Genomic DNA, 14,523 nt, shown 5'->3' on the forward strand with positions numbered 1-14,523 from the left:
GTGTCCTATTCTATGACACTGTGTGTACCCCGTTTCATTTATTTTCCTCTGCTACCCCTACTTATTGAGCCGATACGGTTTGGAGTTAGCCTATAGTTGGATTATTTTGGGAAACTGGCATAAGAAGTCGATGTAAAATGCAAGATTAAGTAAATCAACCTAATGAAATGTAAAACGATCGCGTTGTTAGCTCCCCGACTTCTTAAAGAAATCGGGGTGGTAATTAGATAGAGACTTAAGAAAGAGCCTTTCTAGCACGTTCCGATCGCTCTTCTGCAGTATCCATAACATCGGCCATTTTATCCACCATTTCCCCTGGGTAATTTTCCAATACCCGAGTAGAAAGCGAAATGCGGCCGCGACCTTCATCGAGGTCAACTACCAGCGCTTTCAGGGGTTGACCGGGAGCAAAGAGCTTTCCAAGGTTATCAATATATTTTTGGCTGACTTGCTTGATGTGCAGCAAACCGCTAACTCCTTCCAAGTCCACAAACACGCCAAAAGGCTTGATACTGCTGACTTTTCCTTCCACCAACTGGCCGATTTGCAAATCCTTGAAGGCATTCGATTGAGTGGCCATCCGCTGGGAAAGTACGAGTTTTTCTCGGTCGCGATCGACCTCCAAAAAATTCACGCTCAAAGATTGACCGATCAGCGATTCTATGTTGTCGCGTTCCACTAAGTGCGATCGGGGAATAAAACCGCGCATTCCCTGAACATCTACAGTCACGCCGCCCTTATTTGCGCCAGAAACCCGCACCTGAAGAACTTTACCAGTTTCCTGCAATTCAATTAAATCTTCCCAAGCTTGCTGAATTTGTAGCTGCCGCAGAGACAAGGTAACTTGGCCATCTGCATCTTGTTCGCGGATAATCAAAAAGTCCCGTTCCTCATCCAGCGGAACCACTTCCGACAAATCAGTTACTGTTCTCAAAGCAGCCTCTTCGATCGGCAAAAAAGCCGAAGACTTGCCGCCGATATCAACATACGCGCCGTTTGAGTCGTACTCGAACACTTTGCCGCGCACTACTTGTCCCTTCTGGAACTCGTAATTGTGCTGTTCGAGGGCTTTAGCAAAATCATCCATTGAAAAGGATGCTTTTGCGCTTTGAGAACCTGTAGATTTGGAATTCATGTCAGTTTAGTTGTCAGTTGTCAGTAATTTAGTTGTCAGTTGTCAGTAGAAAAATTTTCCCACTCTCCCCATCTTCCCATCTCCCCATCTCCCCATCTCCCACTCTCTAAGCTGGTTGAAGTTGCTGATGAAATAGCTGCTTCACCTGCATCCACGAGTCGGCTGCTGCCGTAGCGTCGTAACTGCCGCGGTGGTCGCAGAAGAAGCCGTGATCGGCATTGTAGCGGAAAATTCGGTGAGAAATACTGTGTTTTTGCAATTCTGCGGCGATTTGGTCAACTTGTTCTAACGGAATGCTGGGGTCTTGAGTGCCGAAAAAGGCGTAGAGAGTGCCTTTAATGTCTGCTGTGCGGGCGATCGTGGGGGTTCCCCCGCCGGGGGTTTGAGTGGCGATACCGGCGCCGTAGAACGACGCTGTAGCCTTGATTTCGGGCAAAGTAGCGGCGAGGTAGGCGACGTGTCCCCCAAAGCAGAAACCGATGCAGCCAAAACCTTGTTGTTTGACAGAGGGTAGAGTTTTGAGGTAATCGATGGCGGCTTGGATATCGCCTAGAAGTTGGGATGCGGTGGTTTGTTCCTTGTATTTTCTGCCGATTTTGATGTCTTCGGGTGTGTAGCCCGTTTCAAAGCCGGGGGCTTGACGTTGGTAAATGGCTGGGGCGATCGCCACATATCCTTCTTTTGCTATTCTTTCAGTAACTTCGCGGATGTGCGAATTGACGCCAAAGATTTCTTGAATCACAATAACTGCGGGAAATTGCCCTTCTGCTGCGGGTTGAGCTAGGTAAGCGGCGATTTGCAAATCTCCGTTGGGAAATGTGATGTTAGCTGTGCGAATTTCTGAGTTAGCCATAGCGAGTTTTAGTGCAAATTTTGCTCTATAGCAATCTTATTTCATTTGTGAACTATATTTTTTTTAACCAACCGCGAAGGCGCGTTAGCGAAGCGGTTAGTTACAAAAATCTATTTTCCAATATCGCATTACCAGGAAATCTCTGCTTTAAAACAGGCATTACCGGACAAGGTTTTTGCTCCTGCAAATTCTCCGGTTTGTTCCAAGTAAAAGGCCCTTTCTTCTCCGCAGCCATCCACAGCAAGCTTTTTGCTCGCGTCATCGCCACATACAGCAGCCGAAACTCTTCTGCTGTTTTCAAATAACCTGCTTGTTCCCATGCTTCGCCTAGATTTGGTAAAGGATATTTTTCGTGCAAACTTGCTCGAATTTGCGCTCTCGCTACCTCTGCTAAAGTGAAATCTCCTAAAAATCGGGTTTGGGGCAAAACTCGCAAATTTCCGGGGATGGTTTGTTCGTGTAAAAACGGCAAAAATACACAATCCCAATCTAATCCTTTAGCTTTGTGCATGGTAATAATTGTTAGTTGACCTTTGCTGGTGTAGCGTTCTTCTATTTTGTCGTCTGCATCCACAGGTTCAAATCTTTCGGAACTGACTATTTCGCTCAGTACGTCCAAAATATTGCGCATTGAATTATTGCCGGCTGTTTGGATTGCTACCCGTTCTGCTAATTTGTCGGCGGTGGCTAATTCTGTTTGGTCGTATTGCAGCGCTAAGGCTAAGAATGAGATGATTTGGTAGGGCGGCAGTTCTAAGCTAGCTTGCAGCAAACCGCAGCAAAAATAGCGGCACTTGCGAACTGGTTCTGACTGCTGCGGGTCTAGAGGGCCTGGGTAAAGAAATTGCTCGGGGCTGGTAGCAAAAGCATTGTAGTCTTGTTTGGGGATGAGTTGCCGATCGCTCAAAATCTTTAATGCTGCTTTTAGGTAGTCTGGAGAGTGCGGGCGGTCGAGAAATTGCAGTAATGTTAAGATTTCCCAAGGCACTTGAGAATGTCTGTCGCGCTCTCCCACATCCTCAATTTTAATCCCGTATTTCCGCAAATCAAAGCTTAATCCGTGTTTTTTCGGATTCTCCAGCATTTCTTTGATAAACTTGCCTTGTTTGTTTTCTCGCACCAAAACAGCCATCGATTTAAGAGTTTCTAAAGGCAATTTTTGACGATTTTCCCCATCGCTCGCTTCACCCACAGCTTCGAGATTTTTCTCATTGCTTCCTAATTCAAAATCGACAGGTAAAAATTCCTCAACTAACTCAATTACCCGCTTGCCAATTAACTCAACTGTATGGTAAATATCGCGGGGAGTATGCAATTCTAAGCCTCGACCAATGGGGGGGGAATTTGCATTCTGCTGCGGGTCATCGCTGGGTACTGGCTTAATAGTTTGGTCGCGAAAAGGCTGTTCTGTTCCCGCTAATTTCGAGCTATTTACCCATTTCAACATAAAGTTAGCTGCATCGATAATCACCTGAGTGCTGCGACCTGCGCCGTCCATTGTCGCTAACTTATTCTCTACTTCGCACCGATCGCAAAATTGGTTAAAATAAATCGGATCTGCGGGTGTAAAAGTAGAATTAATTGCTTGATTTGGGTCGCCAACTCTGATAAAATTGGGAGGTGAGTTAGGACGCTCCGGATCGATCGCCAATGTTTCCAAAAGCCGAGTTTGCAAAGGTGTCGAATCCTGCGCTTCGTCCTCAAAAACGGCAAATACTTGCTTTTGCTCGATCGCCCTCGCCCTCGGATTGTCCAACACCCGCAAAGCCGCTAAAATCATCTCGTCGTAATCGATGAATTCGCGACTCCTCAACAAAGCCTGATATTTTTGATATAAACCCCCAGCTACCGCTAAAATCTCATAACCGTCCCCAGTATCAAGAGCGCTCATTTCTAACAACTGTTCGGGAAACAAACCAGAAGATTTCGCCTCGTGAATCACAGTTTTAGCTACCTGCGGCAAAATTTCCGTCCGCAAAACAGATTGTCGCCGCAGCCTCTCCGTTTCCTCTCCGTCGAATTGCTGTCCCTCCAACAAAACTTGATATCGGCGGGGATTTTCGGCAATCCAAAGTTCTACACAGGTGCGAATTAATCGGTGACTTTGAGTGGGAGTAACTAAAGTTGAATTTTCTAAATTTAAACCAGACAAATCGGGATGGCGCATCGCAATATTCAAAGCTAAACCGTGCAAAGTGTGAACGGCAAAACCGCCTTGAGATAAAGACAATTCTGCCAATCTTTCCCGAATTTTAGCTTTAATATTAGCAGCAGCCGATCGCGTAAATGTCACGACAATTAACTGGCGGCGGTTGTGAAGCTGGTTGCGGGCGATCGCAATTGCCGACGCAGCAGCCATTCCCGTAGACTTCCCGGCCCCCGGAACCGCCGAAACAGCAAGGGGGCCGCCTTGCCAATCCGCCATGTCCTGCTGCCCCGCACGCAAGCTTTCGCGAATTTTAAGGCAAGCTTGTTCTCGCAAAACGGCCGCAAACCCTGATTCGGAAAGCGCTGAGGCTACATCCGGGCGATCGATATTAGTCGTCGATCGCATAAAATCAGTATCAAATTCATCAGTCATTCGATTTTAGATTTTAGATTTTAGATTTTAGATTAGAAAAATATTTGTCGCGTTCAGCCTTTTCAAACGGTATCAGAAACCGAGTTGCTTTAGTTGCGATCGCCTATGCCCAGAACCCAAACCGTCAATCGATTTTAGATTTTAGATTTTAGATTTTAGATTGAATAAAGCGACCCCGCTCAGAAATCTGGGCACTGGCGGGAGCGAGGAGCTTTTTTCTCGCTCCACGGATGAATCCGGGGACTTGTGACCAAATTGTTTTCGGTCATCACACCGATATTTATTGGCTTTCATCTGCGTTCACCTGCGTTTATCTGCGGTTAAAAATCCCAAAGTATTCAACCTCTACCGTTTCCATTTCAGTATCGGCTAAACTAATCCTATCTATTCGAGCTTAAATTGAAACCAGCATAAAATTCAATACCCAAGCCTTTTTTATAGGAGTCACCCAAATGAAAACTCACCTCAAAATCAATTCCCCCCCGCCCAAGCCAAACCCAAACCCAGCCAACAGCAGCACAACTCGTTTTGCTGTGGCGGTATTCTTAACTTTATCTTCAGCCATTGCTTTGCCTAGCTGCGGAGGAGATCAATCGACCGGCAGCGCTCCACCCGGCGGAGCTTCATCTAGCATCCGTGAAAACCAAGTTCCCGCATCGGCTCCACCACCCCCACCCGCATCCGAGCCAGCAGCCCAAAGGTCAAAAACTCCTGGTGCATCAAAAAAAGCAGCAGAAACTCCGGCAACCCGTCCCCAACTGATTAAAAAAGCCGAACTCAGTGTAGTTGTCAAATCTATTGACGCCAGCACTAAATCTGTTACTAATATTGTCGAAAAACAGCAAGGCGATATCTTGGGTTTCCAAAATCAAAAGCCGCCGGATTCCAGTGTCCGCCAAACGGCGTCTGTGGAGATTCGCGTGCCTCAAGAACGGTTAGAAACTACTTTAGACACTTTGGCAAAACTCGGAACTGTAGAGAACCGTGCTCTGACGGCTGAGGATGTTACCGATCAATTAGTTGACAGCGAGGCTAGGCTGCGGAACCTCCGCAAATCGGAAGAAATGGTGTTAAAAATTATGGAGCGATCGGGCTCTGTCGGCGACGTGCTCAAAGCTGCTCAAGAGTTGAGCAATATTCGGGAGTCGATCGAACGCATTGACGCTCAGTTAAAAAGTTTGCGAAATCAAGTAGCCTATTCGACTATTAGCTTAACTCTAGAAGCAGCAGTATCGGCTCAACAAACTCAGGAACCTTCTCTAGGTTTGCGGGCGCAGGAAACTTGGGGGAAAGCGACTCATTCTGTGGGCGAATTGACGCTCGGTTTGTTTGGTTTGGGTATTTGGCTGTTGGCTTACAGTCCTTATTTGCTCTTAATTGCGGCTGCGGTTTACGGCTTTAATCGATTTAAGAAACACCATTCTGTTCCGCAAATTCAAGAACCGAAACCGCCTCAGTAGTCAGTTGTCAGTAGTCATTAGTCATTAGTCAGTAGTCATTCCACCCACGTAAAATTTATGTATTGTGGAACGGCCGGAGAACCCCTTCTTAAAACCAACGACAACTGACAACTGACAACTGACTAATCATCAATTTGCCATCCATCTTTGGTATAGTCTTCATCCACAATCTTTTTCGGACGCATCACCAGCACAACTCGCCCCAAAATAGGAATATCCGGGGATTGTTCAAACCAGTACAGTTCTAAATTACCAGCGTTATCGGCGAGGAAATAACTCTCAGCATCCCACTGTCTTTGGGCTCGATCGGCAATAATCAAAACTTCTTCAACTTTGCCTTGCAGCGGTACCGGCAATCGATCGCTCATTCCCAAAATCGCCACCGGATCTTCAGCGTTCAAAATTACCTGCCATCCGGGAATCGCCACCCAAGCTCCCGCTCCGGAAAATTTTACCATTCGGAACGGCTCGATTTCCTCCGGTAAAGGCACTGCCAGCAAATCTCTGGTAGAAAGCGGCAATTTCCCCACAACCGGGACAACGCGCGGCAATTGTTCCTCGGTATCGAGCCGGTAGACTGGCAAGCGGGGCGCTTCCCGTCTCGGAACTACGGTAAAATCGACGAGCAACTGCTCGATTTGCGCCCTAGCGGTTGGGCTGCTAGCTAGTTTTAAACCGCGAGCAATTAAGCGCGATCGCTCTTGCAAATCGCTTTTCTGTCTCGCCAATTGCCAGCATTGGTAAGCCATAGCATCGCCGGGAGTGTCTGTGAACCCTTGGGGGAGACTCCCGAAGTGCGAAAACTCCTTGATCGCTTTAGCAACTTGGCGAGCATCGTCAACATCCAAATTGTGGGTTAGCATCAAAGCTGCTGCCCCGGCCCGCTCTACTTGAGAGAGAATCCGAAACTCGTATAAGATATCGCTACCTTTGCCCAGGAAGTGCGATCGAACTTCTTCTGAAGCCCCAGCATTTACCATGCTGGTGTAAACTTGGGCTGCGACGCTTACTTGATTTTGCTGAATTGGCTCAAAACCAGTTTCTTCAAAAATCCTTTGAGAGTTGTAGCCAGCTTTTAGCAGTGCGGTGCAGGCCTGCCCCCACTCTACCCAAGTGCCTTCTTTTCGGCGGAGCGATCGAATTAACTTTTCGGCATCCACAGCATTTGTGGAGGATGCAGATGCAGGAGGGGATGAATCTTGCGGTGTATCAGTCATAATTGAATCAAAAACTAGCGCTAAGTTATGTGTGATTGGATACCGGCAAGGCTCGTGTCGCGGCAGAGCGATAGATTAATAGTAAGTGAGTTATGAGACTATTGTTACAGAATAGTTGCTCGCCTAAATTTACAAAGGGGAGTTTATCGTATTGTTATGGATAATGCCATTTCAGAGCTCGATCAAATTAAACGCCAGCTCATGACACTACACCGACCGAAAAAACCCAAAATGCTGGTAGTAGACGACGAACCAGACAATCTGGATTTACTCTACCGCACTTTCCGACGAGATTTTAACGTGCTCAAAGCTGAGAGCGGAATTCGCGCCTTGGAAGTCCTCGGCATCGAAGGCGAGGTCGCCGTGATCATTTCCGACCAGCGGATGCCAGAAATGAAGGGAACGGAGTTTCTGAGCAAAACCGTGCCTCAGTTTCCGAATACGGTCAGAATTATCTTGACTGGTTTTACGGACATTGAAGACTTGGTGGATGCCATTAACTCAGGACAGGTTTACAAGTATATCACCAAGCCTTGGGACCCGAACGAATTGAAAATGGTGGTGCAAAAGGCGGCCGAGACTTATGAAGTTCTCAAGCAGCGGACTGAGGAATTGCACCGCTCCCAAAATCAAATACAACTGTTAGCAACAATCATGCAAACGGCTGTGGATTATCCGAGTTTGGATGCCAGTTTAGAGCCAATTGCTACTGCTATAAGCGATAATTTTTTGGCGGATGCTTGCATTTTGCAACTGGTGGAAGGAAATGTTTTAATGCCACTCCAAGGCAGTCACACCACCAGCAAAACTGTGGAAAATTGGCTGGCAGATGATCCTCTGGTTCGAGAAGCAATTACCTCTCAAACTATTCAGGGTGCTGTGAATATTGCGAACGACCCAGCCCTAGCGAGCCTGCCGCACTATCAGAAATGCGGCATTCAAGCTCACCTGAGCGTCCCGGTGATTCACAAGGGTCGATCGATCGCCCTGGTTTCCATCCAGTGGAAGCAACCTTGTTCCCTGCGCCCCGACGAACTCACAACAATTCACCTTGCCGCCCAAGAAGTTGCTTTGGTATTGACGAGTTTTCAGGGTCATTAGTCATCAGTCATCAGTCATCAGTCATTAGTCCTTAGTCCTTAGTCGGCTCTCAATCTTGAGTCGAAAATGATAGCAAACCAATGATTCTATACACTAGAACCCGGATCGCTAACAAATAAAAAAGCATTAATGACTGGCGACCGCATGACATGAATAGACGGATTAATTATTTTTTGTGGCTGACCAATTACCAATTACCAATTACTAATTACCAATTACCAATCACCCATGACAAATGACTAATAACGCCGAAGAAATTAAAACTATATTTAATCGAATTGCACCAGTTTACAACCAATTGAACGACTGGTTGAGCTTTGGGCAGCACCGGATTTGGAAGCAAATGGCGGTGAAATGGAGCAGTGCAGGCCCCGGCAATACTTGTTTAGATTTGTGCTGCGGCAGCGGGGATCTAGCTTTGCTGTTGGCAAAACAAGCAGGGCCGACCGGTTGCGTATTTGGAGTAGATTTTTCCGCCGAACAATTAGCTGTTGCGGCCAAGCGCGATCGACCTTTTCTCACCCCTGCAAGTCCCATTTCCTGGGTAGAAGCTGACGCCCTAGACTTGCCTTTTGCCAACAATTACTTCGACTGCGCCACAATGGGTTACGGCCTGCGCAACGTGACAGACATCCCCCGCAGTCTTCAGGAATTGCACCGCGTACTCAAACCCGGTGCAAAAGCTGCTATTCTCGACCTCCACCGCCCCAGCAATTTTCTAATGCGGAGCTTTCAGCAGTTTTATCTAGACACTCTCGTAGTACCCATTGCTCAGCAATTTGGCATGACTCAAGAATATGCTTACATTAATCCTAGTTTAGAAAAATTCCCGATCGGCGATCGGCAAGTCGCGATCGCCCGCCAAGCCGGATTTGCCACGGCCACCCACTACCCCATTGCCGGAGCTATGATGGGAGTATTGGTACTGGGCAAAGCAATTTAAAATTAAAAATGCTTGCAGTCTAGATCAGCTATCTAACTGTAGGGTGCACCGATCCCTGCGCACCTTACCCTATTTTAATCCCTTATGAATCCGTCTGACATTTGGCTGTTGTTGGCCCCACCTGTAGTGGGAGGAATTATTGGCTATTTCACGAACGATATAGCAATCAAAATGCTGTTCCGCCCCTATCGAGCTATTTACATCAAAGGGCGGCAGTTGCCTTTCACTCCAGGCTTGATCCCCCGCAACCAAGAGCGCTTGGCAAAGCGAATTTCCGACACAATTATGGGTTCGCTGCTGACGCCGGAGGAACTGCAAAACTTGGCGCGCCGCCTCCTACAAACAGAGCGGATGCAGTCGGTAATTCTCTGGCTTTTGCAGTTGGCGCTGGATCAGGTAAAAGCAGACGCGGAGCAAAAAACCGCTAAAATTCTTGCTAACATTCTGCGAGATTTGCTGGGGGAATCTGTGCCGCGAATTCTCAAAGTTTTGGCGCGCCGGGAAGATTTTTTAGAAGTTCAGCTAAATCAAATTTTTGACCAAGTTTTGCTGGAGATTCAGTTAACGGAATCTCAGGCGGCTCAGCTTGCTGATTGGTTGTTGCAAGTAGTAATACCCCCGGAAGTGCTGCGTCAGGCTTTAATTGATTTTTTGACGGATCGCAATATTTCGATCATCGATGAAGGGTTTCGAGAAAAAACTAGCGGCACTTATTGGGTAGTAGCAAATTTATTTGGTTTGCGCAACACTTTAACTCGGCTGCGGACTTTTTGTCTAGATGACAGAGAAGCGACAAATCAGCGGTTAGCAGAGTTAACTATTTCTTTGGGAATTCGCGGGCGAATTCAGGAATGGCTGCAAAATTTGTCGATGCAAAATTTACCGGTTTCGACTGTGAGACAGTTGCGAAAAACAATGCGCGACAGCGTTCGCAGCTACGTTCAACAGCGGGGTACAGACGTACTTGAGGGGTTGAGCAAATCTATTGACTGGGAAAATATTTCGCGGTTGATTCTCAATCGCTTGCAAACTTCAGCGGTGATGAGCGCTTCCCTGGAAATTGTCAGCAAAGAACTGGCTTTGGTTTTAGAGCGCTATCTAGAGCGGGATTTAGAAAATATTGTAGCTCAGGCTATCCCGATTTTGAATATTGACCAGGTGATTGTCGATCGAGTAAAAGGTACTTCTCCTGAAGAGTTGGAGTTAGCAATTCAGGGAATTGTCCAAAGCGAGTTGCAGGGAATTGTAAATTTAGGAGGCATTTTGGGTGTTTTTGTCGGCTGTTTGCAGACAGTTGTGGTTTGGATTCAGCGGTGATTTATTTCGGCAGTTGTGAGATATTTGTTGTAGTCTAATATTCACTAGATTTGCGCACACAGTACCAAAAACGCGGTTTTGCGGCCGTATTTGCCACCTCAGCCAGAGGGTTTTTGGTAGAAACCGGGTTTTTGTGGCCCAATCCTAATTTACCTATTTCCTAAATCTATGCCAGCCCCAAATTCGGACGATCGCACAAACATCCCAAAAAACCCGCGCAATCTCAGCCGCCAACAATACGAGCGTTTAACCGCAGAAATGGCCACTCCCTACCGGCCTCTGCGCCAGTTTGTCTATGTAGCTTGTGGCGCTTCGGGCTTTATCGGCGGCTTGGTTTTCCTGGCTAAAATTGCCTCGGGCCGGGAAATTGGCTCTGCTTTGCCCAATTTTGCGCTCCAAGTCGGAGTCGTGGCTCTGATGGTGTTCCTGTTTCGCTGGGAGCAGCGCGCCGAGAGCCGATCCCCAAAGTCGAAGTAACAAAAGTTTACAAATCGAGACAAAAATCTATCTGAGGCAAGGAAAAGTTAGAAATATAAAGAAATTATTATGAAATCCTGGTTTGTCAGCGATCCCTGTAATGATTAAGATGTGGCTTCAATTGGGGTCAGCAAATTTAAAGACCCTAATCATAAACCGCTTGTAATTCGTTCAATTGGGGTCAGCTTTCATAAAGACCCTAAATATATAAAATCAATTTAAGCCCAGCGCCAGCCTTCACTGATAGAAGAGCTGGCGTTCGGCATTTTGCGAGGATCGGGAGATTGGGAGATAGAATCAGTAGGGTGCGCACCGCGCACTGAGAAGCCCGTACCAGCGCCGTGAACCGAGTTTTTTGCCTAGCATCCGGTATAGGTAATACCAGTTCCCAAAAATCATGCAACTCTAGGCCCATACTCGAAACCACGACGATCGGTCATTGGCAATTCTAAAATCTAAAATCTAAAATCTAAAATCTAAAATGGTATAAGTGCTGGGCGATCGAATAATTTGGCATTTCCCGAAGAGCTTTCTCTGTGCAGTAACTAATGAGATGTGTCAAAGTCTAAGTAGAAAAAGATGTTGGGAGGTTTTACTGTGGGCAGATCATTTTTTAAAGAGCGGTGGACGTTATTTTTAGCAGCAGGTGCGGGAATTGTATTTTACAGCAGTGCTGCTGCGGCTGCCGAAAAGGTAGTGCTCAAATACAGTGCGATCCGAATGACTTTACCAGTCAGCGAATTAGAAATCTTTGCAGAAACTGGGAAAATGTCGCCCGCGTTAGAAATGCTGCTGGGAAAGGCAAAAAAAGATCCGCAAGCTGTTCGCAGCAGTCTGAATAGACCGGTGAAAGTCAGTCAAAGCTTTTTGGATCGGACGCTCAACAGCCAGGTTGGGGAAATAATTCTCGATGAAGTGGGTCAGGTAATTCGCACTCCTTCTGGGAATGCAAATCGAGAAGCTTTGCGCGAGGCCTTGGTGCTGTCTGCAACTAATGATAACGAGATTACGCTGCTAGAAGCGATGAAAAATTATCCTACTCCAGAAGTTTATGTTGAGGGCGATCGCTTAGTTGAAGCTTACGGTAAACTTGTAGCTTTGTCAGAACAATTGGGCGGCGTTTCAGAACGCCTGCAAGATATTTTGAACAAGATTCGTCTGCCTAGATTGTAGTGGATTTTGTCCAGCGGGGTTGATTCCTTCTACCTAGCACAGAATGTTGCTCGACCTGCATAAATTACAGGGGAGTCACATTTTATTTGTGCAAAATTTGCCTAATTTTGACACCTGTTTAAAAAAATAATTCAACGGTAGACAAGCTCTAAACCTGACTGCAATCAGTCATTCCCAAATCAAAAATCAAAAATCAAAAATCGTATAACTTGGCTGTACAATCTATCTCTGGATAGATGTTCGACCGTTTACAAAAAGCTTATTGCGAGTATCGGTTTTTGTGGTGAGAAAAGTAATTGAACCAAAAAAGGCGGGTAAAAGCTTGTGTATCCCTCATAAACTGAAATAATATCGGGTGGACATTGCAGGTTATCTATCTTAAGATATGGAAACGCTGTCAGAGTAGGGCGATTGAGGAAAAACGGCTAGTCATCAGTAAGCTAGTTGTATAAAAGATGCCATTAGGCAACGTATTAGCAAAAACTCTTGAATCAAAAAAAATGAAATAAAAACGCTGAGACACCATTAATTAAAACTTTCCATCCATCAACTCTATTTACTGGGTAACATTAGAAACATGAACAACAATCCAATTCGTTCAAAAGACCGTTTCTTGGTTTTTGGCGCTCCGGCGATCGAAGATGCTGAAATACAAGAATTGGTGGCAACCATGAAAACAGGTTGGTTGGGTACAGGCCCGAAAGTCATGAGATTTCAAGACGAATTCAATGCTTACAAGGGTTCTCAGTACGCGATAGCAGTCAATTCTTGTACGGCGGGACTACACTTGAGCGTCCTCGCTGCTTGCTTGGAACCGGGGGATGAAGTCATTACTACTCCGATGACTTTTTGCGCTACAGTTAATGCGATCGTCCACGCCGGGGCAACACCGGTACTGGCCGATGTAGATCCGGTGACAATGAATATTGACCCGGCTCAAGTCGAAGCTAAAATAACTTCAAAAACTAAAGCAATTTTGCCGGTTCACTTCGCGGGTCGTCCCTGCGATATGGATGCGCTTTGCGAGATTGTTAGCCGTCACAACTTGAAGTTAATTGAAGACTGCGCTCACGCGATCGAAACAGAGTACAAGGGGCGGAAAGCAGGCACATTTGGCGACTTCGGATGCTTCAGCTTTTATGTTACCAAAAATATCACGACGGGCGAAGGAGGAATGATTCTGGTCAAGAGTCAAGAAGATACCGACAGGCTCAACATTTTAGCGCTGCACGGTATGAGCAAAGATGCTTGGAAGCGCTTCGGAGACTCGGGTTACAAGCACTACCAAGTGGTGGGAGTCGGTTTTAAATACAATATGATGGATCTGCAAGCTGCGATCGGCATTCATCAAATGAAACGAATTACTCCTTATTGGCAGCGGCGGGAGCAGATTTGGCAGCGCTACAACGAAGCATTTGCGGATTTGCCGATTACTTTGCCCCCCAAGCCAGAACCGGATACAATTCACGCTTATCACCTGTACACAATTCTGGTAGATGAAGCCAAAGCAGGAATCAGTCGCGACGAGTTTCTCAACGCTATGAATGCTGAAAATATCGGTGTCGGCGTGCATTACATGAGTATGCCGGAACATCCTGTGTATCAGGAAATGTTTGGATGGCAGCCGGAAGACTATCCGAATGCTGCGTACATCGGGCGGCATACAGTTAGCTTGCCGATTTCGGCAAAATTAACAGATGCAGATGTGGAAGATGTCATTGCTGCTGTTAAAAAATGTTTGGCGATCGGGAATGCTAAAAGTACAGTTTTAGCAACGGCAGGCTAAAGTCCTGAAATAGGTTGTCATTAAAACATCCTAGCTGTTTTTTGAGAAAAGCAGCTAGGATGTTTTTTACTCCACAACGCCCTTTGGAAGGTAATGAGCTAGCAACATTGAAGGTTCCACCGGACGTTTTTAATAGCCCAAACCATTGATTTTATTGCATTTACCTTCTGATTTCCTCCAAGGAAGGGGCAGGGGTGGTGAACTTCTCCCTTCTTCCTTGTTCCTTCTGCTATACCAAATCCGGGTTTAATACCCGGTCGATGGATTTGAGATTTGAAATTTGAGATTTTAGATGCCACAAAAGCGGACTGTACCATTCTCCGTTAGATCGGATGCCCAGATGAGTGAGACCCGATCTGCGGCCGCGATCCGGGAGCTTGTACCCTGGATGTTTTCGGTCAGTTATTAGACCTCTTGCGAAATTCTCAGGCGATCGCTAATTTATCTTCAAAGAAAGTTCATAATTATAAATACCAGCAA

11 protein-coding genes are annotated in these 14,523 nt (G+C 46.3%); 7 read left to right on the forward strand and 4 right to left on the reverse strand.

Translation table 11 applies throughout. The features are described 5' to 3' along the window. Positions 1 to 235: 235 nt before the first annotated feature. From QUA13_RS28500 to QUA13_RS28510, 3 genes are all read right to left on the reverse strand, one after another. Positions 236 to 1,135, reverse strand: coding sequence for a S1 RNA-binding domain-containing protein (locus QUA13_RS28500; protein WP_333203958.1), 900 nt, complete (start codon positions 1,133 to 1,135; stop codon positions 236 to 238). Between the two features lie 106 nt (positions 1,136 to 1,241). Next, entirely contained in the window at positions 1,242 to 1,988 is a 747-nt protein-coding gene (locus QUA13_RS28505) for a dienelactone hydrolase family protein (RefSeq protein ID WP_333203960.1), read from the reverse strand. A gap of 100 nt (positions 1,989 to 2,088) precedes the next feature. Next, a complete protein-coding gene (locus QUA13_RS28510; protein ID WP_333203962.1) occupies positions 2,089 to 4,569 on the reverse strand; it encodes an ATP-dependent helicase in 2,481 nt (826 codons plus the stop codon). A gap of 452 nt (positions 4,570 to 5,021) precedes the next feature. Between QUA13_RS28510 and QUA13_RS28515 the strand changes: the two genes are divergently transcribed. Further along, complete coding sequence (locus QUA13_RS28515) at positions 5,022 to 6,029, forward strand: DUF4349 domain-containing protein (protein ID WP_333203963.1); 1,008 nt, start codon at positions 5,022 to 5,024, stop codon at positions 6,027 to 6,029. A 122-nt stretch (positions 6,030 to 6,151) separates the two neighbouring features. Here the strand turns inward: QUA13_RS28515 and QUA13_RS28520 are convergent, their stop codons facing one another. Next, positions 6,152 to 7,246: a RuBisCO accumulation factor 1 gene (locus QUA13_RS28520; RefSeq protein ID WP_333203965.1), complete on the reverse strand. Its 1,095-nt coding sequence runs from the start codon at positions 7,244 to 7,246 to the stop codon at positions 6,152 to 6,154. 156 nt (positions 7,247 to 7,402) lie between these two features. Between QUA13_RS28520 and QUA13_RS28525 the strand changes: the two genes are divergently transcribed. From QUA13_RS28525 to QUA13_RS28550, 6 genes are all read left to right on the forward strand, one after another. Further along, on the forward strand, positions 7,403 to 8,347 hold the full coding sequence (locus tag QUA13_RS28525; RefSeq protein WP_333203967.1) for a response regulator: 945 nt from the start codon (positions 7,403 to 7,405) through the stop codon (positions 8,345 to 8,347). A 235-nt stretch (positions 8,348 to 8,582) separates the two neighbouring features. Continuing rightward, entirely contained in the window at positions 8,583 to 9,290 is a 708-nt protein-coding gene (ubiE, locus tag QUA13_RS28530; RefSeq protein WP_333203969.1) for a bifunctional demethylmenaquinone methyltransferase/2-methoxy-6-polyprenyl-1,4-benzoquinol methylase UbiE, read from the forward strand. A gap of 84 nt (positions 9,291 to 9,374) precedes the next feature. Continuing rightward, positions 9,375 to 10,607 carry a DUF445 family protein gene (locus QUA13_RS28535; RefSeq protein ID WP_333203971.1) on the forward strand — a complete coding sequence of 411 codons (1,233 nt, stop codon included), beginning with the start codon at positions 9,375 to 9,377 and terminating at the stop codon, positions 10,605 to 10,607. 168 nt (positions 10,608 to 10,775) lie between these two features. Next, positions 10,776 to 11,084 (forward strand): DUF3493 domain-containing protein, encoded by a 309-nt coding sequence (locus QUA13_RS28540; RefSeq protein WP_333192803.1) that lies wholly within the window; start codon positions 10,776 to 10,778, stop codon positions 11,082 to 11,084. A 597-nt stretch (positions 11,085 to 11,681) separates the two neighbouring features. Further along, positions 11,682 to 12,257 carry an alpha/beta hydrolase gene (locus QUA13_RS28545; RefSeq protein WP_333203973.1) on the forward strand — a complete coding sequence of 192 codons (576 nt, stop codon included), beginning with the start codon at positions 11,682 to 11,684 and terminating at the stop codon, positions 12,255 to 12,257. 577 nt (positions 12,258 to 12,834) lie between these two features. After that, complete coding sequence (locus QUA13_RS28550; protein ID WP_333203975.1) at positions 12,835 to 14,043, forward strand: DegT/DnrJ/EryC1/StrS family aminotransferase; 1,209 nt, start codon at positions 12,835 to 12,837, stop codon at positions 14,041 to 14,043. The last annotated feature ends 480 nt before the right edge of the window (positions 14,044 to 14,523 follow it).

Source organism: Microcoleus sp. S28C3 (genome assembly GCF_036700785.1).
Lineage (GTDB): Bacteria > Cyanobacteriota > Cyanobacteriia > Cyanobacteriales > Microcoleaceae > Microcoleus > Microcoleus asticus.